Origin of the sequence: Streptomyces sp. SUK 48 (assembly GCF_009650765.1) — a bacterium.
Classification (GTDB): domain Bacteria; phylum Actinomycetota; class Actinomycetes; order Streptomycetales; family Streptomycetaceae; genus Streptomyces.
The window spans coordinates 4,775,377-4,797,797 of record NZ_CP045740.1 but is presented as its reverse complement, the minus strand read 5'-3'; the positions used below and the strand labels follow the sequence as shown (position 1 = coordinate 4,797,797).

The following is a 22,421-nucleotide window of genomic DNA, read 5'->3' as shown; positions in this document are numbered from 1 at the left end:
AGGGTCAGTGGGCTCAGTGGGCCACCACCGGCACCTCGTCCTCGGCGCCCGCGCCGGCGGCCACCTGGGTGGAGCCCGGACGGCCGGCGTTGACGAAGGTGAAGGCGATCAGCGAGGCGACGGCCAGGATGCCGACGGCGAAGGCGATCGCCGTGCTGTAGCCGTGCACCATGCTCTGCAGGCCCACCAGCTGCTGCTGCGGCCTGGTGGCGGCACCCGCGATGTGGTCCTTGAGGTACGACGTCTTCGCGGACGCGGCGATGGTGTTCAGCAGCGCCGTGCCGATCGCGCCGCCGACCTGCTGCGAGGTGTTGACCATCGCGGAGGCGACACCGGCGTCCCGGGGCTCGACGCCGGTGGTGGCCAGGGACATGGCCGGCATGAACGCCGTACCCATGCCGAGGCCCAGCAGCACCATCGCGGGCAGCAGCAGGGTGGTGTACGACGAACCGATCTCCAGCTGGGTCAGCAGCAGCATGCCGAGACCCGCGACCAGGAAGCCGGGGCCCATCAGGAACCGGGCCCGCACCCGGGTCATCAGCCGGGCGCCGATCTGGGTGGAGCCGGTGATCATGCCGGCCACCATCGGCAGGAACGCGAAGCCGGTCTTGACCGGGGAGTACCCCTGCACGATCTGGAGGTAGTAGGTCAGGAAGAGGAACAGGCCGAACATGCCGATGATGGCGAGGCCGAGCGAGAGGTAGATGCCACCGCGGTTGCGGTCGCGGACCACGCGCAGCGGCAGCAGCGGGGCCTTGACCCGGGACTCGACCAGCACGAACGACAGCAGCAGCACCGCGGACGCCACGAACATCGAGACGGTCAGGGTGTCGCTCCAGCCGTCGGACTCGGCGCGCGTGAAGCCGTACACCAGCGCGACCAGGCCGAGGGTGGACAGCAGGACGCCGGGGATGTCGAGCGGGGCGCGGTTGCGGCCGCCCTCCGGCTCGCGGATGACCAGGGTGGCGCCGAGCGCGGCGACGATGGCGAACGGCACGTTCACGAAGAACGTCCAGCGCCAGTCCAGGTACTCGGTCAGGAAGCCGCCGAGGATCAGGCCGACCGCGCCGCCGCCGCCCGCGATGGCGCCGTAGATGCCGAACGCCTTGGCGCGCTCCCTGGCGTCCGTGAACATCACGGCCAGCAGGGACAGCGCGGCGGGCGCGAGCAGCGCGCCGAACACGCCCTGGAGGGCGCGGGCGCCGAACATCATCGGGCCCGAGACGGCCAGGCCGCCGAGCGCGGAGGCCAGCGCGAAGCCGATCAGACCGGTGAGGAAGGCACGCCGGCGGCCCCACTTGTCGGCGATCCGGCCGCCGAACAGCAGCAGACCGCCGAAGGCGAGGGCGTAGGCCGTGACGACCCACTGCCGGTTGCCGTCGGATATGCCGAGGTCCTTCTGGGCCGAGGGCAGGGCGATGTTCACGATGGTCGAGTCGAGGACCACCATCAGCTGGGCGAGCGCGATGAAGACGAGCGCTTTCCAGCGGTTGGCGTCACCGGACAGACCGGCGACGCGAGGAGCCTTGAGGGCTTCGGACATGGGTGTACCCACTTCGGGACTTCGGGAGTTCACGAGTGCGGAGCTTCGTGACCAGGTGACGGAAAAATGACGAGAAAACGGCAGTGAACGGAACGCGTCAGCAAAACGGACGACATCGGGAAAACGGACGGCAAGGACGGCAAGGACGACAGGAGCGGGAACGGCGACGGAGGCGGCTGGCGTGGAGGGCGGGAGCGGTTCGGGCTATGCGGCCGTACCGCACTGGCGGAGTTCCCCGACGGTGACGGCGGTGCCCGGCAGCACGGAGCGCGCGGGGGCCCGCAGGCCGTCGAGGAGAAGCTGGAGGTGGCGGTGGACGAACCGGTCGCCCTGCGGGCAGCCGGTGCCGGCCGGGGGCCGGCTCAGCTGGGCCACGGCGATCATCAGGTCGCCCACCCCGACGTCGGACCGCAGCTGACCGGCCGCCACGGCCCGTCCCATGACCTCCGCCACGAGGCTCTCGACCCGCTCGCGGGCGGCCTCCAGCTCGGGGTGGTGCCGGTCGAAGGTGCTGGAGACCATCGGGCACAGCGCGCTGATCCGCTCGTCGGCGCAGGCGTGCACGAAGTGCTCCAGCGCGGCGAAGGCGTCCCCGGTCTCCGCGAGGGCGCCTTCGGCCGCCTCGGCCGTACGGTCCATCACGGAGCAGACGACCTCGCGGACGAGGGCGTCGCGGTCGGGGAAGTTGCGGTACAGCGTGGCATTGCCGACGCCGGCCCGGCGGGCGATCTCGTCCAGCGGCACGTCCGGGCCGTGCTCGGTGAACATCTCGCGGGCGGCGGTGACGATCCGCTCCCGGTTGCGCAGGGCGTCGGCGCGGGGCCGGGTCACCTTGCGCGGCGCGGGGTGGGTGGCGGTCGTCACTGGGCGCTCCTCGGGTACGACGTGAGTAAGTGCGATGTCGGTGTTGCGTTGTCGGTGATGCGATGCCGACGGGCCCGGTGATCCGGGGACTCGATCCCCGTTTCAGGCGGACACCCTTCCAAACGGGGAGAGGGTCCCCACTTATTTCCCGTCCGCGGAAAGAGAAGCTGTGAGCTGAGCCACATTGAGCCACATGCGCCGCGGCCCGGATTCACCCTCCCGCGCCCGCGCTTCCCACGTTCGGTCCCGCCCTTCCCACGATCGGTCTCACCCAGCGCGCGCCCGCCCGGGCCCCGGCACAGGGTGATCGCAAGGGCGCAGCCAGGAGTCCGGCGGCTGCCGTGGAGCGAAGGGTCCGTGCATGCAGCCGCAGCCGCAGTCGCCCCGCCGCATATCCTCGGGCCGCATATCCCCCGGTCAGGACCCCGACCCCAGCGGTATATCCGGGCGCCGCATACCCTCGCGCCGGATGGCTCTCACCGTGGTGACCGCGCTGACCCTGGCGATCAGCACCTCCGCGGGGACCGCCCGTCTCACGGCGCCCTCCACCGCCGGGCCGACCGGACTGGCCCGCGCCGCCGCCCTCTCGCCCTGCATGATCCACGGCGGCCCCGACGTCCAGATGACCGAGGGCGTGCCCACCCCGCACGGCTACGCCCGCTCCACCGGCACCGTGCACGCCCTGACCCTGATGGTCGACTTCTCCGACGCCCCCGGCGAGGGCAGCGCGATGGACCGCTTCCACGAGTTCTTCCCGCGCACCCAGGACTGGTTCCGCACCTCGTCGTACGGCCGCCTGGACTACCGGCCCGAGACGCCGGTGACCGACTGGCTGCGGATGCCGAAACCCTTCAAGGCGTACGGCATAGAACGCGGGGCGCCCTTCGACCCCGGGTACCGGCAGCTGGTCCAGGACATCGTGGCCGCGGCCGATCCCCACGTCGACTTCCGCTCGTACGACCTGCTGAACATACTGGTCACCCCGAACGCCGGTCCGTCCGCGCTGGACACGGTCCTCTCGGTGACCTTCGCGGGGAACGCGGACGCGCCGGTGGCCGACGGGGTGCCGGTCTCCAACGCCTCCTTCATCTACTCCCGCCAGGACGACGGCTCCGGCTCCTTCCCGCACACCGGCTACCGAGTGCTGCCGCACGAGAACGGCCACACCTTCGGCCTGCCCGACCTCTACACCCAGGACGGCGGCGGCACGGTCGGGCACTGGGACATCATGAGCGAGGACTGGGGCGCCAACAACGACATGCTCGCCTGGGACAAGTGGAAACTGGGCTGGCTGGACGGCTCCCAGGTGGGCTGCGCGGCGAAGAGCGGCAGCGTCGAGTACGCGCTGACCCCGCTGTACGAGTCGGGCGGCGGCAAGCTGGTGATCATCCCGGTCGACGGCCACACCGCGTACGCCCTGGAGGTCCGCGCGCAGGGCGGCAACGACGAGGCGATCTGCTGCCCCGGCGTCCTCATCTACAAGGTGGACGCCACCGTCGACACCGGCCGGGGCCCCATCACCGTCTACGACGCGCACCGCGACAGCGGCGGCTGCACCCGCAGCCCCAACGTCCAGGCCGAACTCTCCGACGCCCCCTTCACCCCGGGCCAGAGTTTCAAGGACCCGCGGCACGGGATCGTGGTGCGGGTGACGGGGGAGGACGACGGGACGTACCGGGTGCGGGTGACACGGACCTGAACCGTTCTCCCGGACCGGGCCCGCCGTTCCCCGGGGCCGGTCCGGCGCTGTAGGGTCCAGCGGCTCGCACGCGGCGGGCCGGAGCAGGAGGACCCCATGGCGTTCGCCGACTACCAGAACGAGATCTACCTCGACGGCCTGCGCGGGGTGGTGCCGCGGCTGCCGATGACCTTCGCCGAGCTGGAGCCGCCCGCGCTGGCCGCGCTGACGCCCTCGGTACGGTCGTACGTCGCGGGCGGCGCCGGGGACGAGCACACCCAGCGCGCCAATGTCACCGCGTTCGAGGACTGGGGTCTGATCCCGCGCATGCTGGTGGGGGCGAAGGACCGTGATCTGTCCGTCGACCTGTTCGGGATGCGCCTGCCCTCCCCCCTGTTCATGGCCCCGGTCGGGGTGATCGGCCTGTGCGCCCAGGACGGGCACGGCGATCTGGCCACCGCCCGCGCCGCTGCCCGTACCGGGGTGCCGATGATCGCCTCCACCCTGACCGTGGACCCGATGGAGGAGGTGGCCGCGGAGTTCGGCGACACCCCGGGCTTCTTCCAGCTCTACACCCCCACCGACCGGGAGTTGGCGGAGAGCCTCGTCCGCCGGGCCGAGGCGGCCGGGTTCAAGGGCATCGTGGTCACCCTGGACACCTGGATCACCGGCTGGCGCCCCCGCGACCTGGCCGCGAGCAACTTCCCCCAGCTGCGCGGGCATTGCCTGGCCAACTACACCAGCGACCCGGTGTTCCGCTCCCGCCTCGCCAAGTCCCCCGAGGACGACCCCTCGGCCGCCGTCCTGCACTGGGCACTGACCTTCGGCAACCCCCTCACCTGGGACGACCTGCCGTGGCTGCGCTCGCTCACCGATCTCCCGCTGATCCTCAAGGGCATCTGCCACCCGGACGACGCCCGCCGCGCCAGGGACGCGGGCGTCGACGGCATCTACTGCTCCAACCACGGCGGCCGCCAGGCCAACGGCGGCCTGCCGGCCCTGCACTGCCTGCCCGGCGTGGTCGAGGCCGCCGGCGACCTGCCCGTCCTCTTCGACTCCGGGGTCCGCTCCGGCTCCGACGCCGTCAAGGCCCTCGCCCTGGGCGCGCGGGCCGTCGGCATCGGCCGCCCCTACGCCTACGGCCTCGCCCTGGACGGCGCCGACGGCATCGTGCACGTCCTGCGCACCCTGCTCGCCGAGGCCGACCTCCTGATGGCCGTCGACGGCTACCCCACCCTGGCCGACCTGACCCCGGACGCGCTGCGCCGCCTGCGCTGAACGTCCGCCACCGGGCTCGAAGCCACGCCTGAACGGAATCGCGCCTCCCCCTCCCCCTCCGACCACCCCATCCCGGCATCCGCCCGACCCTCGATCCGGTACCCTGTGGGTCGAGCCCCGCCTTCGTAGCTCAGGGGATAGAGCACCGCTCTCCTAAAGCGGGTGTCGCAGGTTCGAATCCTGCCGGGGGCACAACGCATTACCGCTCTGACCTGGGGTTTCTTCCCCGGGGAGGGGTCCTATTCGGCCTCGGACTCCTTGTCCGGGGCCGTTTGCGTGAGCGGACGGTGTGCAAGGCCCGAGTTTTCTCCGGGCGCACCAGCACCGTCCGGCACGTTCGCCTCCACCGCGTCGGCCTCGTCCTGGGCTTCCGGAGCATCGTTTTTGTAGGCGGCGCGGGCGCGCGGTACGAGCCGGGCTGTGGTCTCGGCGATCGCGAGATCCGCCTCGGTAAGCAGGCTCGTGTACGTGTCGTCCGTGACGGTGATCGAGGAGCGGTCGAGCATCCCCTGAATGGCCTTCAGCTCAGCACCGGCCGCGTGGGCAAGCGTCGCGGCACCGTGGCAGGTGGCGCGGCGTCGCATCACTGCTACGGTCGCATCCATGGCGCTCTCCGTCTCCACGGGTCAGGCTGTTGATCTACGCGTGCAGCAGGTCGGCGAGGTCCTTGCTTGTGTCGGGCGGTCTCTCCAAGTGCGCTTGCTCCCGGACACGATGGTGCGAAAGCGCCGATCCGTGGGGGCCAGGACGAGCCGTGATACCTGGGTCCGGATCGAGCGGCGCTCGCTCGACAAGATCCCCGATCAGGGATGGAACGGCACCGAGAGTGCCGCGCGCCTGGAAGGTATCGCCCAGCCCAAATGGCACGGATGCGTGGTCTGGCGGGACACCGACGAACCAGCGATGTGGCGGGCCGACGAAACCGAGCTCCTGCCGGGCAATCCCGTCGGGAGCGCCATCTTGAGTGAGGCCCCGGAGCTGCCGGACGGCTGGTGGGAGGCGTTGAACGCCTCGCTGGACGCTCTGGCGACACAGCACACCGGGCGGACCGCGACACCTGACACCGTCACCATCACCCAAGCCCTTGTCACCGAGTCCATCCGCGGTGTTTTCTCCAGCGGCTTCGATACGACTGTGGGGCGGTGGGTGCCGGCCCACGCGGACCTGAACTGGGCGAACATGACCGCGCCGGCATTCAGCCTCTTCGACTGGGAGGACTGGGGTAGCGCACCGCTGGGGCTGGACTCCGCCTCGCTGTGGGCGAGTTCCCTTGCCGTTCCGGCTCTGGCTGATCGCGTATGGCACGAGCGCCGGTCGGACTTCGAGAGCCGGGACGGCAAGTTGATGACATTGTTCGCCTGTTCGAAGATCCTCGGGCCGTATGCGCATCCGGAGGACCCTCGACTGGAACCCGCCCGACGCATAGCCGCGCGGACGATCGAGGAGCTTCAGGCGGGCTGACCAAGTGAGCAGTCTCGGAGAAGAGGAATTCGCGTGGGTCGATCCTGTCCCAGGCAGGAGTACTGGTACTGCCCCCGAAAGGGCTCATCCCCCACGCCTCGCCGCTGCCCAAGCCCCACACCTTGGCGAGGACGTCCGCTGAACAGACTCACCAGCGGTGACGGGTCCCAGGATGCGATGCCCCAGGTGCGCAGAGCCCCTTTGCGGCGGCGTCGTCGAGGTTGGCGCACGCCTGTACCAGCGCATCCTGGTTGTGAGGGGTGGCTTCACGGAGCGAGTGTTCCGGGTTGTGCAGGAACACCAGGCCCGGCTCCCGCCCGAGGTCCTCGGCCGCCAGTTCCACCGCCGTGTGCCAGCGCATGGGGTCCAGGGAATGCTCCGCCCCGTCCGGCCCCGAAAAATAGCCGACCTTCGTGGAGACCGTGAATTCCGGCAACAGGTCACCGGCCGTCCGCGCCAGAATCTGATGCGAGCGGAAGCCAAGGGCAACCCCATGGCCGGCCCGAACGCGTCCGGCCACACCGGACGATGGGGCTCACTCGGCTTCGCCGACCCGGAACACGGCATCGCCTTCGGCTATGCGATGAACCACATCATCGGAGGGGCCGAGGATGGACGTGCGGCGTCGTTGGTGGACGCTCTGCGGAGGTCGCTGGCGTAGCTGGCTGTTGTCCAGGAGAACTCGATACGGCAAGAGGCCCCGCCGTTCGACGCGGGGCCTCTTGGGCGCCCCTTCGACCACCACCAAGAACGTCATGGCCAGGGGCTACCAGACATCCGTGACACAGCACCGATCGGCCCGTCTCCTGAAGTTGGAATGGGCTTGAAGCGGGACCCTGCAACGCGCTGAGGCCAGTGCGGGTGCAGCGAAACGTACACGCGCATGATCGGCTCGGCTGCCGTCGAAACTGACTGTCCGCGGCTGATCTTGTGCGCTCAGACGCATGCCGCCGAATAAGCCGAGATCGTGGCAGTCCAGCTGATGTACTCGTTGAAACCGGTGACGCCTCCCATCATATAAGAGCAGACTTACTTGGCACCACGATCGGTAAGCAGGGGGGTCTCATGGGCTTCAGCTACAGGAAGAGCTTCAAAGCAGGACCTATCCGCATCACGGCATCCAAGGCAGGCATCAGCTACTCAGCAGGAGTCAAGGGAGCGCGTATCACCAGACGCGCTGATGGAAAAGTGCAGACCACTCTCTCAGTGCCAAAAACTGGCCTTCGCTACACCGGGACTTCCGGCAGGAGTAGGACCAAAGCAACGGTCAACGTCCCGACCTCAGCCGGTGCTCCAACTGTGACCGGGTCCTCCGCCAGGGACCTTACGGCGGCCTACCAGGAGACCTACGTGCTGGCTCTCCAGTCGCTACGCGACGGTGTAAGCGGCGCCGAGCTCCGAGGGCGGCTTTACAACCAGGGGTTGAACCACCCTCGAATTCTCAGGGCCGTCACCGATGCCGAGAAGTATCTCGCCGGTGAAGCGAAGCGTCTGGTGAGGCAACAAGCCCAGCAGCAGGCCCTGGAGGCCAAGCAGGAGGGTACGAAGGCGGAGAACGCCCGCTTGGACGGCCTCGCCGCAGAGGCCGCGGAACAGCTTCGCGCCGGTACCGCGGTGCACCTCGTCAACAGGTGGCTGAAGGACGAACGCGGTATTGGGTTCATCGATCGCAGCCACGTCATGGGGCGCGCCAAGAAGATCAGCAAGCAAGGCATGGAACGGTAGAGACCCCGGGCCCCACCCGTGCCCGAGCCGTGCGGCACGGGGCAATCCAGCGGCCCCCGACCGATTCCCCCGGTCAGGGGCCGTTAATCTACGCACCCAAACCGCCGCCAAAGGCTCGCAGCTTCCCGAGCTCGGGTACCAAGTGCCCCGCGCAGCCGAAGCACGTAGCGTGCCGTCCATGGTGACCGCGACCGTCCGTGAGTGGAGCGATGAGGAGGGGTGGGGTGTTCTCGATTCCCCCGAGACTCCCGGTGGCTGCTTCGGCCACTATTCCGACATCCAGAGGCCCGGCTTCCGCACGCTGTCGCCCGGACAGCGGGTGGACCTCACATGGGAAGCCCCCGGTTTCAAGCAGGACGGGTACGACTACCGCGCGGTGAGCATCGTGCCTCGGCCTGCCTGACGTGCTCGGTTCTCGCGCTCGGCCCGGGTGGATGTCAGAGGCGGGGGGAGCCGGTGCGCGCGGCCGTGATCGTGGCCAAGGCCGTGCTCGCGGTGAGGGGCGCCTGGCTCGCCCTCGTTATGGTGATCATGCTGCCCACCCTGCTTCCGGCGCGGTGGGAGTACTACCTGGTCTCCCCTGCCCGTGCTCGTGGGGCCCGTCGTGGTCTGCCGGAGGTTTTGGTCCTGGACAGGGACGGTGCCCGGTGATCCGCCGGGGACGGGCGACTGACCGGACGGCTCAGGTGGCCGGGCGGGTGGGGGCGCCGACGACGTCGTAGGCGCGGTCGGCGAGGGTGAACTCGCCCAGCGGGGTCATGCCGAAGCCGTCCACGTGGACGCGCCAGGAGGTCTGGTTGGCCCGTTCGATGAAGGCGATCAGCAGCTCGGCCCGGCCCGCGGCCGACCGGAGGGCCGCGGTGAACAGGCCCCGGGCCACTCCCCTTCCCCGGTAGGCGGCGGCGACCACCACGGGGCCGTAGAGGAGGAAGGAAGCGGAGCGGAGCGAGCGCCCCTGCCACTCGAGGGAATCCTGGGCGGCCAGCAGTGCCTGGACCGGTGGGGGTGGGGTGGGGATGCCGTCCGGGGCGGCCAGGCCGAGGAGGCCGGCGAGGTGGCCGTCGTCGTCCGCGACGAGCAGGCTCCCGTTCCCGGCCATCGAGCGGAGCGTGCCGGCGTCGAAGGCTCCCTGCACGAAGCCCTGCCGCGCACGTTCCCGCTCGGTCAGCGCGTCGTGGTGGTTGGCCGCGAGGAGTGCGGCCATGGCCGGGGCGTCGGCCGCGGTGGCATGTCGGTAGTCCATGACGCCGATCCTGCACCCCCCTGCCTGATGCCGGCCCCTCGGTACCGACCCTCAGCACCCCTTGGTACCGCCCCCCTCAGTACCGCTCCGCCTTCGCCACCTCCGGCTTGAGGATCGGCTGCGGCGGCTGGTGGCTGATGGCGTAGGGGTGGACCGTCTGGCCGGGGCGGACGTTCTGCGCGCCGACGTAGCGGGTCTCGACGACCTTGCCGTCCGGGTCGCGGAAGTCCACCTGGACAGCGAAGTTGGCCGTCTTGCCCGTGGAGTTGTGGATGTTGACGTGGGCGGCCTGGAGGTCGTTCACCTGGGCGCGGGGGATGCCGCTCAGGGAGACGTCGGAGGCGGCGTTGCCCCGGCCCTGTACGTTCGCCAGCCGCTGGTGGGCTTCCTGGTTCGCCCGTTCGGCCTCCGCCGAGACCGATGCCTCGAACTCGTCGGCCCGTGCGGACGCGGAGGAGGCCGCGGCGGAGGCGGAGGCGCGGGCCGAGGCGACGGCGGAGGACGCGGCCGAGGAGAGCGGGGAGGGCGGGGTGCCCGTGAAGGACTCCGTCGCGGGGGGTGTGGGGCGCGGGCTGACGGTCGTACCGCCGCCGTTGTTGTTGCCGCCGCCGCAGGCCGTGAGGGTCAGGGTGCCCGCGGTGGCCAGTACCGCGACGGCCACGCTCGCGCTCCGCAACCGCGGGGAACGCCGGAACCGCAGCCGCCGTCCGCCCCTCGACACGCCGCTACCCATGGCATCCGTTCCCTTCCGGCCGACCCGTCGATGTCCGGTTGATCCGTGATCATCCGGTTACGGCCTCATGCTGCCCCACGGGGGACGCGCACGCGACCGGGGCGTGGGGCGCGGGGGAAAGCGGCCGGCGGGCCTTCCCCCCGTCGGCCGAGCCTGTATTTGCACGCCGGCCACCCCCGCGTTGGAATCGAATGTGAGGCTTTTCGGGAGCAGGGGTGTGTCCGGGGGCGGCCCGCTCCGGGTTCCGGCGTGGGCCGGAAGGGGCTTCGCGGCAACGCCCTGGGGATGTTCTCCTCCCTCGTCATGGCGCTGGCGTCGACCGGACCGGCGTACAGCCTGGCCGCCACGCTGGGGATCATCGTGGCGGGGGTCGGGCTCCAGGCGCCGATCGTGACCATGCTGGCGTTCGTGCCGATGCTGCTGATCGCGTACGCCTTCCGGGAGCTGAACGCGAGCGACGCGGACTGCGGTACGACCTTCACCTGGGCGACCCGGGCGTTCGGGCCCAGGACCGGGTGGATGGGCGGCTGGGGGCTGATCGTCGCCAACATCATCGTCATGGCGAACCTCGCCACCGTCGCCGGTGCCTACGGGTTCCGGCTGGTGGGTCTCGACGCGCTGAGCCAGAGCCGGTTCTGGGTCACGGTGGCCGGGGTGGTCTGGATCGGGCTGCTCACCGCCGTCTGCTACGTCGGGATCACGGTCTCCGCGGTCGTACAGCGCTGGCTGCTGTGTCTGGAGGTCGCCGTCCTGCTGCTGTTCGCCGTCGCCGCGCTGGTCCGCGTCCACACCGATCCGCCGGCGACCGCGATCCATGTCTCCGCGTCCTGGTTCAACCCCTTCGAGGTGTCCTCCGTACGGGCCCTGACCTCGGGCATCCTCGCGGGTGTCTTCATCTACTGGGGCTGGGACACCGCCGTGTCCGTCAACGAGGAGACCGTCGACAGCGCCCGTATCCCCGGGCGGGCCGCCGTCCTCTCCCCCGTGCTGCTGCTGGTCATGTACGGGCTGGTCGCCACCGCGGCGCAGTCCTTCGCGGGCGTCGGCGGCACCGGCATCGGGCTCGGCAACGCCGATCACCACGACGACGTGTTCTCGGGGCTCGGCGAGGCGGTCTTCGGCGGTCACGGCGCGGGGCTGTTCCTGTCCCGGCTGCTGATCCTGATGGTGCTGACCTCGGCGCTGGCCTCCGCCCAGACCACCATCCTGCCGCTGGCCAGGACCGTCTTCTCGATGGCCGTGCACAAGGCGGTGCCCGCCCGGTTCGCCCGGGTGCACCGCAGGTTCCTCACCCCGACCTGGGCCACGCTCGGCATGGGCGTGGCCTCCGTCGCGCTGCTCGTCCTGCTGTCGTCGTTCAGCCGCAACGTCCTCGCCGACTCGGTCGACTCCGTCGGCCTCGCGATCGCCTTCCAGTACGGCCTGACCGGCTTCGCCTGCCTCTGGTACCACCGCAAGGTCCTCACCCGCAGCCCCCGCGACCTGATCTGCAAGGGCCTGATGCCGGGGCTCGGGGGGCTGCTCATGGCGCTGCTGTTCGGGTACGCCGCCTTCGTCGTCTACGCCGAACCGGGGTACGGCGCCAGCACCGTCGACCTCCCGGTGGTCGGGCGGGTCGGCGGGGTGACCGTGCTCGGGCTCGGCACCCTCGCGATCGGCTTTTTGCTGCTGCCGGTCGTCACCCGGGGGCACAGCACGGCGCTCAAGCTCCAGCGCAGCCTGCTGCCGGGCCGGCTGCCCCCGCAGACCGCGTGCGAGACGGCGAGCCGCTATCTGCCCGCCGACAACGGGTCCGGGGTGGGCGGCGACTGGTACGACGTGATCCCGCTGTCCGGCACCCGGGTGGGCCTGGTCGTCGGGGACGTGCTCGGGCACGGGCTGCCCGCCGCGGCGACCATGGGGCGGCTGCGCACCGGGCTGCGGGTCCTCGCCCGCCTCGATCTGGCCCCCGACGAGGTCCTCACCCGGCTCGACGACCTCGCCGAGCAGACCGCCCAGGAGCGCGCGCCCGCCCCGAGCGACGCCGCCGCCGTCCCGGACCATGCCCCGCCCCCCGTCGACGAGGCGATGGTGACGTGCCTGTACGCGGTGTACGACCCGGTCTCCGGCTGGTGCAGCATGGCGCGCGCGGGCGGTCCGCCGCCGGTGCTGGTGGCCGGGGACACGGGTGTGGCCCGGAGCCTCGACGTGCCGCCGGGGCCGCCCCTGGGGGTCGGCGGCCTGCCGTATCAGAGCACCGAGCTGCGGCTCGCCCCGGGCAGCGTCCTCGCGCTGTTCACCTCCGGTCTGCTCCAGGCCGCCGAGCGGCAGGACGCGGGGCTGCGCCGGCTCGCCGATTCCCTCACCGGCCCCCGGGCTTCGCTGACCAAGCTGTGCGAGCAGACGGTGTCCACGATGCTGACCGGCGCGGTGGACGAGGACGCCACCCTGCTGCTGGCCCGCACCCGGCTGCTCGACCGGACCCGGCTCGCGCAGTGGGAGCCGGCCGCCGATCCGGCCGCGGTCGCCGCCCTGCGCAGCAGCGTCGGCAAGCAGCTGGACGACTGGGGGCTGGACGAGCTGGCGTTCACCACCGAGGTCATCGTCAGCGAGCTCGTCACCAACGCCATCCGCTATGTCGGCGGACCCATCCAGGTGCGCCTGATCCGGGACCGCACCCTGACCTGCGAGGTCTCCGACACCGGGCACACCACCCCGAATCTGCGGCACGCGGCGAGCGACGACGAGGGCGGCCGGGGGCTGTTCATCGTCGCCCAGATGACCCAGCGCTGGGGCACCCGCTACACCCCCACCGGCAAGGTCATCTGGACCGAGCAGACCCTTCCGCCGCCGCCGGTGCGGGGGTGAGCGGCGGGCGGGGGGTACGGCGGCCCGCCGCGGCCAGGACGAGGGTCACCGCGATGGAGCCGGCCGCCATCAGGGCCATCCCCGCGGCCGGGGTGGTCAGTTGGGCCACCGCGCCCGCGGCCGCCGCGCTCACGCCCTGCATGGTCAGCATGCCGGAGGAGTGCAACCCGAGGGCCTGGCCCGCGAGTTCGTCCGGGGTGAGGTCCATCAGCCGTTCCTGCTGGACGAGGCTCGCGCCGAAGCCGACGGAGGCGAGGGCGACGCAGAGCGCGGCGAGCGGCAGCGGCGGATGCGCGGCGAACGCCAGGTAGGGCGCGGCGAGCAGGAGCAGCAGGGGGGTCGCCAGCCGCCGTCGCACCCGGGGCGGCAGCAGCCGGCCCACCGTGACGTCCCCGGCGAACATCCCGAGCGCCCCGCAGGCGAAGAGAGTGCCGGCCGCGTGCGGGGCGTACGACACGTACAGGGACTCGCAGCCGACGACCATGCCGTTGGGGAGCCACAGGCCCAGGTAGGTGAGGCGGCGCGAACGGTGCGACCAGAGGCGGGAGTTGGCGCGCCAGGTGGCCGCTGCGGAGGGGCGGCCCGCGCTGCGGGGCGGGCGGGCGGACAGGCCGAGGCGCAGTGCGAGGGCGGCCGCCAGGTACAGGGCCGCCGACAGGACCAGGCAGACCCGGGGCGCCAGCGCGGCCAGCAGGGCGCCGCCGGTGGCGAAACCGGCGATCTGGGTCAGCCCGCTCATCATGTTGAACACCGAACGCCCGGGCAGATAGCCGTCCCTGGGGAGGATCTCGTTCAGCAGGCCCCAGCGGACCCCGCCGCCGAGCGAGGCCACCAGGCCCATCGCGAGCAGTACGGCGAAGAGCGCGCCGACCGGCAGCCCGGGCAGCGCCTGGAGCGCGGTGCCGGCCGCGAAGACCAGCGCGATCGCCGTCAGGGCCGTACGAGGCGGCAGCCGGTCGGCGCCGGACAACAGGACGGTGGCGCCGAGGACTTGGGCGAGGGAGGGGCCGAACATGCTGACCGCCGACAGCAGCGGGGAGCCGGTGGCCCGGTAGACGAGAGTGCCGAGGGCGAGGCTCCCGACGGTGCCGGCCGCCGTCTGCGCGGCCGAGCCGAGGAAGAGCGGGGTGAACCCGGGGGTGCAGAAGAGGGATCGGTAGCTGGTCACACCGGGAGTCTCGGCCGGGACCCGCCGGGCCGTTATTGTTTCGCGGCGGCGCGAAAGGTCGTACGGCGGGACGTGGCTCGGGGGGCGGTGGACGGTGGGCTGCTGGGAACTCAACGCGGACACGCTGGCGCGCAGCCGGTTCGTGATCTCGCCGCTCGCGGAGACGTTCGCGCGGCTGAAGCTGCTGCACGCGGGCGAGGCGGCGCATCCCGGCGAGCGGGACTGGCTGCGGGCCCATCTGCCCTCGTACCGAGCGCTGTTGGCCGCCGATCCGGTGACGGGCCGGCTGGTGCGGGCGGGCCTCGGCCGGGAGTGGATCGCCGACTTCTTCACCCCGACGCCCCGCGACGGGGAGGAGTTCGCGGCGGAGGTCGCCCGGGTGCGCTCGGTCGCGCCGGACCTCGCCCGCGCGCATCTGCGCACCGCCCTCGCCGGTCCGCTGCCGGCCGTGCTGGACCGCGCGGACCTGCCCGAGCGGGCGGCCGCGCTCCTGGAGTGGGTGTGGCGGGAGGCCGTACGGCCGTACTGGGAGCGGCAGCGGCGGGTGCTGGAGGCCGACGTGGTCGCGCGGACCGCGCAGGCCGGGCGGGGCGGCTGGGTGAGCGTGCTGGACTCGCTGCGGCCCGGCCGCACCCGGTGGCTGGGCCGGAACCGGCTCCAGGTCAATCTGCACGCGTACCCGCCGCGCGAGATCTCCGGCGCCGAGATGCTCTTCGTGCCGGTCACCCCGCAGCGGCACGGCTGGGTGTCCTGGGACGACGGGGAGCGGTACGCCCTGGTCTACCCCTGTGCGGGCGTCCTCGCCGACGCCGGGGCCCGCGCGGTCCCGGCCGCCCTCGCCGCCCTGCTCGGGCCGGCCCGCGCGGGTGTCCTGGCCCTCCTCGGCTCCCCCATGAGCACCAGCCAGCTGACGGCGGTGACCGGGCAGGGGCTGGGCTCGGTCGGGCGGCATCTGAAGGTGCTGCGGGAGGCGGGGCTGGTGGCGGGGCGCAGGACCGGGCGGTCGGTGCTGTACGGCAGGACGGCGGCCGGGGACGCGGTGGTGGCGGCGGCCGCGCCCTGTGCGCCGGGGTGAGGGGCGCCGCCCCGGGGACACCTCGGCCGCATACCATCGCGCCCATGACCACTGTGCTGAACACCGAGATCGGCGCCCTCACCGGCGGCGCCGCAGACCTGTCGCAGTACGCAGGCAAGGCCGTCCTCATCGTGAACGTGGCCTCCAAGTGCGGCCTGACCCCGCAGTACGCGGGCCTGGAGAAGCTCCAGGAGCGCTACGCCGGGCGCGGTTTCACCGTGCTGGGCGTGCCGTGCAACCAGTTCCTCGGGCAGGAGCCGGGCAGCGCCGAGGAGATCGCCGAGTTCTGCTCGGCGACGTACGGCGTGACCTTCCCGCTGACCGAGAAGGTGGAGGTGAACGGCGACGACCGGCACCCCCTGTACGAGCGCCTGGTGGGCTTCGCGGACGCGGAGGGCCACAGCGGCGACATCCGCTGGAACTTCGAGAAGTTCCTGATCGGCCGGGACGGCAGCGTCGTCGCCCGGTTCTCGCCGCAGGCCGAGCCGGAGTCGGCGGAGGTCGTCGCGGCGATCGAGGCCCAGCTCGGCTGACCACGCTCGACCTTGCCCCTGGGGCAGGGCGGAGCGTCGCTGTCGCCGGGCGGGAAGGGACCGCCCGGCGACGGAGGACGACATCGGTGCACGAGGATCTGCTCACCATCGGGGCGTTCGCCGCCCGGGCCCGGCTGTCCGCCAAGGCCCTGCGGCTGTACGACCGCCTCGGCCTGCTCGCCCCGGCGTACGTCGACGGGTCGAGCGGCTACCGCTACTACCGTGCCGCCCAGGTCGAGCGCGCCCGGCTGGTGGCCCTGCTGCGGCAGCTGGACATGCCGCTGGCCCGGATCGCCGAGGTGACCGGGGCCGAGGGCGCGGAGGCGGCCGGGCTGCTGGCCGCCTACTGGGCGGACGTGGAGGCCCGGATCGCCGGGCAGCGGACCCTCGCCGAGTACCTCCGTGGACGGCTGTCCGGGAGGAGTGACGAGATGTACCAGAAGTTCGCGGTCGAGACGGTGGACGTGCCGGCGCGGGTGGTGATCACCGAGTCGCGGCACACGCTGGCGGACGAGCTGCCGGCCTGGATCGGCGCCGCGCTGGACCGGCTGGAGACGGCGGCGCGGGAGTGCGGGGGTGTGGCGGCGGCGCCGTTCGTCGTCTACCACGCCGAGGTGTCGATGGAGAGCGACGGGCCCGCCGAGGCGTGTGTGCCGGTGGCCGACGAGGCGGCGGCACGGGCCTGGGCCGGGCGGCAGGGGCGGGGCCGGCAGACGGGGGTGCGGCTGGAGCCGGCGGCCCGGCTGGCGTACGTCCGGATCACCAAGGCGCAGGTGGCGCACCCGCAGATCCTCGCCGCGTTCGAGGCGGTGGAGGACTGGCTGGGCCGGCAGGGGCTGGAGCCGGCCGGGCCGTGCCGGGAGATCTACTTCGCCGACTGGGCGTCGGCGGGCCCCGGGGACCCGGTGTGCGACGTGGCCTTCCCGGTGCGCTCCGGCTGAGGCGGCCCGGCCCCGCCGGGGCCGGGCACGGCCGAGCCCTCTCGGCGAGGACGGCGTCTGGTCGAGAGGGCTCTTGGGTGGTGCGTGTGCGGTTGTGTTCGTCGGAACGAGGGTCAGGGACGAGCCCCTTACGCCTTGACCGAGTCCACGAAGGCGTTCCACGCGGTGGCGGGGAAGGCCAGGATCGGGCCCTCGGCGACCTTGGAGTCACGGACGGCCAGTTCGGCGGTGACGGGCGACTTGACCTCCACGCAGGCGCCGTTGCCCGCGGAGTAGGAGGACTTCAGCCACGTCTCCGAAGCGCCCTGAATCAGTGCCATGTCCACTCCTGTGTGCGAGTTGCGATAGTGCGGGTTCACGCCAACCCGATGTCCGATTGGCGTGATCGACGCTACCGGGCAACTGCCGTGGCCGGAGCGGGCGTTCACTCGACCGGATGGCATATTCCAACGTACCTTCCACGGGAGCGCGCCCACCCTGTAGGATCACGCGCCCACCGCGGCCGGGGCCTCAGTCCGTGTACCTCTGGGCCGTCTCGTCGATCAGCTGCCGGGACGCTTCCACGCTGAGGGACTGGGCCCGCAGATGCTCGTACATCACGGCGTACTTCTGCACGTCCTGGGCCTTCTCCAGGTACAGGTCGCTGGTGACGCCCTCCAGGTAGACCACGCTGGAGTCGGCCGCGTCGGCGAACTCCAGGATGGCGTACTGGCCGTTGAGCCCCGGATGCGCGCCCACCTCGAACGGCATGACCTGCACGGTGACATGGGGCAGCTCGGACAGCTTGAGGAGATGCTCCAGCTGCTCGCGCATCACGCGCTTGCCGCCGACGACCCGGTGCAGCGCGGCCTCGTCCAGGACGATCCAGAGCCGCAGCGGGTCCTTCTCGGTGGTGATCCGCTCCTGGCGGCGCATGCGTACGCCCACCCGCTTCTCGATCTCCGCGGCCGAGGTCTCGGGCAGCGCGCCGCGCACCAGTGCCTCGGCGTACGCCGGGGTCTGGAGCAGGCCGGTGACGATCTGGGGCTCGTAGACCCGCAGCGACTCGGCGTCCGTCTCCAGACCGATGTACACGCTGTAGGGGATGTCCCCGAAGGTGTGCCACCACCCCTGCTGTCTGGAGTCCCGGGCCATCTCCATCAGCGAGTCCACGACCCGCTGGTCCTCGACCTCGTAGACACCGCACAGATCGCGCACATCGCGCTGGCTGATGCTGCGGCGGCCGTTCTCCAGACGGCTGATCTTCGACTGGGACACGAGCAGGCGCTCGGCGACCTCTTCGGCCGTCATGTTCTTCTGCTCACGGAGTTTTCGAAGCTCCTGGCCCAGCCGGCGCCGCCTTACGGTGGGATTGACATTGGACGCCACGGGACGCGCACCTCCGGCTGCTGCCTGTACTGACACTTTCCGTATCTGCTGCTGAGCAGATTGCCACCAAGGCGCGCGCCAGCGCTGGGAAATGCTCGATATGCGGCCCGGATACGCGTCTGTTCGGGCGCCAGTTCGCGCGCAGCGGCCCGGACGGGCGTCGTTCCGGATACGGCCGAGCGGGGTGGCGGGACCCGGAGGTCCCGCCACCCCGCTCGGCCCGCGGCTCCCGAACCGGGCCGGTGGGGACGGTCGTTGCGGCGCACTGGATCAGTGGGCCACGGCGCGGACCATGGCCCCGTGGCGCGACTGCATCGGCACCCCGTGCGCGGGTTCGGCCGCGGGCCGGGGTCCTGGCGCCGGCCGGCCCGTGACCGCCGGACCGCGGCGCGGCTGTGCGGCCGCGCCGTTCTGCACGTCCATCACGGCGTGCGCGACGAGCCCGCCCATCGGATCGTGCCGGATCAGATCCCGCAGCCGGGAACGGGACGATCGGCCCTCGTTGCCCGGATACAGATGCTTGCCGAGCCCGACGGCGTGCGCCAGGGCGGCGAGTGCCGCGGTCCGCGGGTCCGGCGGTACGCCGGTGCGGATCGCGGAGTCCAGCCGGCCACGGATCTCCCGGCTGATGGCCGTCTCCGTCGCCTGGTAGCGCGTCGTCGGCAGCACCCCGCACATCTGGCCCGGCACCGCGGCGACCATGCCGCACCGCTCCAGATGCGAAAGGTACGTCTGGCGCAGCCCCAGCCGGGGCCCGCCGATCCAGTGGACGGCTCGCACCGGAGCGCCGCGCCTTCGCAGCAACTCCAACGCGCAGTCCAGAGTTGGATCTCCTGTCGGCCGTGGCACCACCACGGCGATACGATCCCCGTCTGGGGCTATCCGTCCGGCCAGCGCCAGCTCCACTAGCTGTGCACCGGCCAGACCGAGGTCGAGCGACTGCGGCTGCGCAGTGGTACCCGTGGTCGGGTCCAGTGCCAGCAGCAGAAGCTCCTCCGGAAGTGTTCTGCGGCTCCTGCCCATCCATGCCTCCCCGCGTGGATGAATGACAGGGTGACCCCTCTCACATTGGTCTGTCGAGGGCGCGTGACCGGTTCGTGAGGGAACCGGTAGGTATGTCGTTCTCGTCTACCGCAGGGGCCAAGCCCTCACACAGGACACTGGTACATGGTTCGGACAGGGCGCGCGCGTGGGCGTGCGGCGCATGAGGAGGCATCGGTGGCGGGCGAGTCCCCCGACAGGTCGAAGCAGCGCGAGTCGTCGGCAGGAGCGACGTCGGGGCGGGCGGACGCGGTTCCCGAGGCCCGTGATCCCCGCATCGCGGTGGCCCGGGGCGGGTCCGGCGGGAGCGCCGGTGCCGGTGCCGGGCAAAAGGATTCCTCGAACGGCGGCACGGACACCGCGACGAAGGTGTTCCGCACCCCCGCGGTCGAGGAGGACACCGACCTGCGCGACGCGGTCTCCTCGTGGGTCCGCGACGCGGACGAGCCGGAGGCGCCGACGGACGCTCCCGCGAAGGACGCCGAGGGCGCCGGGGCCGCAGAGGCCGACGCGAGCGCCGAGGGCGACGCGGACCCGAAGGGCGACGCGAAGGGAGCGACGGGCGCGATAAGCGACGGCGCTTCCGGGAGCGGCGCGGGTTCGGAGGCGGCCGACGACGAGGCCGGCGCGGACGCGGACGCGAAGGCGACCGCCGAGGACGGCGACGCGGAGCCGGACGCCGGTTCCGGTGCGAAGGGCGACGCGGGGACGAAGGACGACGGCGCGGACGCCGGGGCCGAGGCGGGTGACGCGGAGGCCGAGGGCGCGCGGAAGACCCCGGAGACCGGCACCGGGGACGCCGAGGCGAAGGACGACGCCGACGCGAAGGCTTCCACCGGTGAGGCCGCCGCTGCCGCCGCCGCCCGTGCCAAGGCCGCCGCCGAGACGGCCGGCGCCGAGGCGGAGGCCCTGGCGGACGACGCGGCCGCGAAGGCGGGTGCCGGTGCGGAGGCCGCCGCGGCGAAGAACGCTGCGAATGCGAAGAGCGGCGCTCAGCCGAAGGCGGACGCCGGGGCGAAGGCCGCCACCGCCGCGGAAGCCGACGCCAAGGACGGCGCCGACGCCGAGGCGAAGGCCGACGCCGGCCCGAAGAGCGACGCCAAGGCCGGGCGCGGCGTCGAGGCCGGAGCCGAGGCGAAGGCCGACGACGGCGGAGCCGAGGCCGGGGAGACCGACGACGGGCCCGCTGCCGGAGGCGAAGCCGAGGCCACGGCCGAAGCCGGCGCCGCCGCCGTCGACCAGCCGACCGCCATCTTCAAGGCCGTACACCCCAAGGACCAGGTCGACCAGCCCACGACCATGCTCAAGGTCGGCGAGGGGGGCACGAAGCAGACCGAGTCCGAGGCCGAGCGCACCAGCAAGTTCGTCGCGCTCAAGGACGACGTCCGGCACAAGCCCAAGCCCAAGGCGACGCCGGCTCCCGCGCCGGCCGACGAGACCACCGCCGTCCCCCAGGTCGGCCCCGAGCGCACCACCCAGCAGCCGCTGCCCCCCAAGCCCCCGCTCGACCTCCTCGCGGAGCTGACCAACACCCCGCCGCCCCCGGAGACCCCGGTCCGCACGGCCGTGCGGCGGGTCAAGATCTGGACCCCGCTGGTCCTCCTGCTGGTGATCGTCTTCGCGGTCGTACAGACTCTGCGCCCCCTGCCGTCCCCCACCCTCGCGCTGACCGCGAAGGACAGCTACACCTTCGACGGCGGCCGGGTGAACCTGCCGTGGCCGGGCGAGGGCCAGGGCTGGATGGACGGCGACGGCATCGGCACGATGGGGAACTTCGGCAAGCAGACCCCCGTCGCCATCGGCTCCGTCGCCAAGACGATGACCGCGTACATCATCCTGCGCGACCACCCGCTGAAGCCGGGCCAGGAGGGCCGGAAGATCAAGGTGGACGCCACGGCGGAGAAGGAGGGCGGCTACAACAAGAGCGGTGAGTCCACCCTCAACACCGTCCACGCCGGCGACTCCCTCACGGAGAAGCAGGCCCTGTCGGCCGTCATGATCCCCTCGGCCAACAACATCGCCCGGCTGCTGGCCCGCTGGGACGCGGGCTCGGAGGCGGCGTTCGTGAAGAAGATGAACGCCACCGCCCAGGAGCTGGGGATGACCGGTACGACGTACACCGACCCCTCGGGCCTGAAGGAGACCACCGTCTCCACCGCCCAGGACCAGGTGAAGCTCGGCCGCGCGGTCGTCAAGATCCCCGCCCTGGTCGCCATCACCAGCGCCGCCAGCTGGACCGACCCCACCGGCCAGAACTGGCCGAACTACAACTCGCTCCCCTACTGGATCGGCGCCATCGGCATCAAGACCGGCACCACCACCGCGGCCGGCGGCAACCTCCTGTTCGCCGCCCGCAAGAAGGTCGGCGGCCAGACGGTGACCGTCGTCGGCGCGATCCTCGGCCAGCACAAGCCGTCGATCCTGGACACGGTCAACGAGGTCAGCAAGACCGCGCTGCTCGGTGCCGAGCACGCGCTGACCTCGGCGAAGATCCTGAAGAAGGGCGACGTGGTCGGCTACGTGGACGACCAGCTCGGCGGCCAGACCCCGATCGTGGTCACCGAGGACGTCACCGCGGTCGGCTGGTCGGGCCTGAAGGTCAAGCTGTCCTTCGCCTCCGACACCGTCCCGCACACCGCGAAGGCCGGCACCCGGGTCGGCACCCTCACGGTGGGCGACGGCACCACGGCCGGCGTCAAGGTCCCGGTGGCCCTCCAGCGGGATCTGGCCGAGCCCGGGTTCGGCGCGAAGCTCACCCGCGTCGGCTGACGCACGCCCCGCACACCCCCGCGCACCCCGTCACGGCGCCCCACCCGGGAGCCCCGTGGCGGGGTGCGTGCTAGCGTCACGAATCGGGGCAGGTCGCCGGTTCCCGGGACACGGCCGCGAACTGGACGGGAAGCGGCCGGGAACATCGAAGAAA

Annotated in this window: 21 protein-coding genes, 1 tRNA gene and 1 pseudogene; 13 read left to right on the top strand and 10 right to left on the bottom strand. The window is 71.9% G+C overall.

Annotation, left to right across the window (positions count from 1 at the left end):
* Window positions 1-13 precede the first annotated feature (13 nt).
* On the bottom strand, window positions 14-1,543 hold the full coding sequence (locus tag GHR20_RS21000; protein ID WP_194858942.1) for an MFS transporter: 1,530 nt from the start codon (window positions 1,541-1,543) through the stop codon (window positions 14-16).
* Window positions 1,544-1,747: 204 nt separating this feature from the next.
* Entirely contained in the window at window positions 1,748-2,407 is a 660-nt protein-coding gene (locus GHR20_RS20995) for a TetR/AcrR family transcriptional regulator (protein ID WP_153814062.1), read from the bottom strand.
* A 469-nt stretch (window positions 2,408-2,876) separates the two neighbouring features.
* On the opposite strand from GHR20_RS20995, the gene GHR20_RS20990 reads away from it, so the two are divergent.
* From GHR20_RS20990 to GHR20_RS20980, 3 genes are all read left to right on the top strand, one after another.
* Entirely contained in the window at window positions 2,877-4,106 is a 1,230-nt protein-coding gene (locus tag GHR20_RS20990; RefSeq protein ID WP_243878093.1) for a M6 family metalloprotease domain-containing protein, read from the top strand.
* A gap of 96 nt (window positions 4,107-4,202) precedes the next feature.
* Entirely contained in the window at window positions 4,203-5,363 is a 1,161-nt protein-coding gene (locus GHR20_RS20985) for a lactate 2-monooxygenase (RefSeq protein WP_153814060.1), read from the top strand.
* Window positions 5,364-5,482: 119 nt separating this feature from the next.
* Window positions 5,483-5,555 (top strand) — tRNA-Arg (locus GHR20_RS20980).
* A gap of 47 nt (window positions 5,556-5,602) precedes the next feature.
* Here GHR20_RS20980 and GHR20_RS20975 read toward each other — a convergent pair.
* Window positions 5,603-5,968, bottom strand: a complete 366-nt coding sequence (locus GHR20_RS20975) for a hypothetical protein (RefSeq protein WP_243878092.1) — start codon at window positions 5,966-5,968, stop codon at window positions 5,603-5,605.
* Between GHR20_RS20975 and GHR20_RS20970 the strand changes: the two genes are divergently transcribed.
* Window positions 5,967-6,824, top strand: a complete 858-nt coding sequence (locus GHR20_RS20970; protein WP_153814059.1) for a hypothetical protein — start codon at window positions 5,967-5,969, stop codon at window positions 6,822-6,824. The two genes, GHR20_RS20975 and GHR20_RS20970, sit on opposite strands and share 2 nt — an antisense overlap.
* 148 nt (window positions 6,825-6,972) lie before the next feature.
* Here the strand turns inward: GHR20_RS20970 and GHR20_RS36845 are convergent, their stop codons facing one another.
* A complete protein-coding gene (locus GHR20_RS36845) occupies window positions 6,973-7,344 on the bottom strand; it encodes a hypothetical protein (RefSeq protein WP_343336045.1) in 372 nt (123 codons plus the stop codon).
* Here GHR20_RS36845 and GHR20_RS37620 point away from each other — a divergent pair.
* From GHR20_RS37620 to GHR20_RS20950, 4 genes and pseudogenes are all read left to right on the top strand, one after another.
* Window positions 7,306-7,485: pseudogene (locus tag GHR20_RS37620) on the top strand (esterase); the annotation flags it as partial. The gene GHR20_RS36845 and the pseudogene GHR20_RS37620 sit on opposite strands and share 39 nt — an antisense overlap.
* Before the next feature lie 689 nt (window positions 7,486-8,174).
* Window positions 8,175-8,549 carry a hypothetical protein gene (locus tag GHR20_RS37615; RefSeq protein WP_243878091.1) on the top strand — a complete coding sequence of 125 codons (375 nt, stop codon included), beginning with the start codon at window positions 8,175-8,177 and terminating at the stop codon, window positions 8,547-8,549.
* A 178-nt stretch (window positions 8,550-8,727) separates the two neighbouring features.
* Window positions 8,728-8,952: a cold shock domain-containing protein gene (locus GHR20_RS20955; RefSeq protein ID WP_148026967.1), complete on the top strand. Its 225-nt coding sequence runs from the start codon at window positions 8,728-8,730 to the stop codon at window positions 8,950-8,952.
* Between the two features lie 53 nt (window positions 8,953-9,005).
* Window positions 9,006-9,200 carry a hypothetical protein gene (locus GHR20_RS20950; RefSeq protein ID WP_153814057.1) on the top strand — a complete coding sequence of 65 codons (195 nt, stop codon included), beginning with the start codon at window positions 9,006-9,008 and terminating at the stop codon, window positions 9,198-9,200.
* Window positions 9,201-9,231: 31 nt separating this feature from the next.
* Here the strand turns inward: GHR20_RS20950 and GHR20_RS20945 are convergent, their stop codons facing one another.
* Together GHR20_RS20945 and GHR20_RS20940 are read right to left on the bottom strand one after the other, a co-directional pair.
* A complete protein-coding gene (locus tag GHR20_RS20945) occupies window positions 9,232-9,792 on the bottom strand; it encodes a GNAT family N-acetyltransferase (protein ID WP_153814056.1) in 561 nt (186 codons plus the stop codon).
* 76 nt (window positions 9,793-9,868) lie between these two features.
* Window positions 9,869-10,453, bottom strand: coding sequence for a hypothetical protein (locus GHR20_RS20940; RefSeq protein WP_161215303.1), 585 nt, complete (start codon window positions 10,451-10,453; stop codon window positions 9,869-9,871).
* 357 nt (window positions 10,454-10,810) lie between these two features.
* Between GHR20_RS20940 and GHR20_RS37610 the strand changes: the two genes are divergently transcribed.
* The gene (locus tag GHR20_RS37610) at window positions 10,811-13,372 is read left to right on the top strand and encodes an amino acid permease (protein WP_243878090.1); all 2,562 of its coding nucleotides are present in this window, start codon (window positions 10,811-10,813) and stop codon (window positions 13,370-13,372) included.
* On the opposite strand, the gene GHR20_RS20930 is transcribed toward GHR20_RS37610, so the two are convergent.
* Window positions 13,326-14,540 carry an MFS transporter gene (locus GHR20_RS20930; protein ID WP_153814054.1) on the bottom strand — a complete coding sequence of 405 codons (1,215 nt, stop codon included), beginning with the start codon at window positions 14,538-14,540 and terminating at the stop codon, window positions 13,326-13,328. The two genes, GHR20_RS37610 and GHR20_RS20930, sit on opposite strands and share 47 nt — an antisense overlap.
* A gap of 94 nt (window positions 14,541-14,634) precedes the next feature.
* On the opposite strand from GHR20_RS20930, the gene GHR20_RS20925 reads away from it, so the two are divergent.
* The 3 genes from GHR20_RS20925 to GHR20_RS20915 all read left to right on the top strand — a co-directional run bounded on the left by GHR20_RS20925 (window position 14,635) and on the right by GHR20_RS20915 (window position 17,089).
* Window positions 14,635-15,615 carry a helix-turn-helix domain-containing protein gene (locus GHR20_RS20925; RefSeq protein WP_111583761.1) on the top strand — a complete coding sequence of 327 codons (981 nt, stop codon included), beginning with the start codon at window positions 14,635-14,637 and terminating at the stop codon, window positions 15,613-15,615.
* A gap of 44 nt (window positions 15,616-15,659) precedes the next feature.
* Complete coding sequence (locus GHR20_RS20920; protein WP_148026962.1) at window positions 15,660-16,148, top strand: glutathione peroxidase; 489 nt, start codon at window positions 15,660-15,662, stop codon at window positions 16,146-16,148.
* Between the two features lie 86 nt (window positions 16,149-16,234).
* Entirely contained in the window at window positions 16,235-17,089 is an 855-nt protein-coding gene (locus GHR20_RS20915) for a MerR family transcriptional regulator (RefSeq protein ID WP_153814053.1), read from the top strand.
* A 128-nt stretch (window positions 17,090-17,217) separates the two neighbouring features.
* Here GHR20_RS20915 and GHR20_RS20910 read toward each other — a convergent pair whose 3' ends face one another.
* From GHR20_RS20910 to GHR20_RS20900, 3 genes are all read right to left on the bottom strand, one after another.
* Window positions 17,218-17,409: a DUF397 domain-containing protein gene (locus GHR20_RS20910; protein ID WP_111583764.1), complete on the bottom strand. Its 192-nt coding sequence runs from the start codon at window positions 17,407-17,409 to the stop codon at window positions 17,218-17,220.
* 190 nt (window positions 17,410-17,599) lie between these two features.
* Window positions 17,600-18,457, bottom strand: coding sequence for a helix-turn-helix transcriptional regulator (locus tag GHR20_RS20905; protein ID WP_111583765.1), 858 nt, complete (start codon window positions 18,455-18,457; stop codon window positions 17,600-17,602).
* A 270-nt stretch (window positions 18,458-18,727) separates the two neighbouring features.
* Window positions 18,728-19,480: a GPP34 family phosphoprotein gene (locus GHR20_RS20900; protein WP_111583766.1), complete on the bottom strand. Its 753-nt coding sequence runs from the start codon at window positions 19,478-19,480 to the stop codon at window positions 18,728-18,730.
* A gap of 195 nt (window positions 19,481-19,675) precedes the next feature.
* Here GHR20_RS20900 and GHR20_RS20895 point away from each other — a divergent pair, with 195 nt between their 5' ends.
* Window positions 19,676-22,267, top strand: coding sequence for a D-alanyl-D-alanine carboxypeptidase (locus GHR20_RS20895; protein ID WP_243878089.1), 2,592 nt, complete (start codon window positions 19,676-19,678; stop codon window positions 22,265-22,267).
* Window positions 22,268-22,421: the final 154 nt, after the last annotated feature.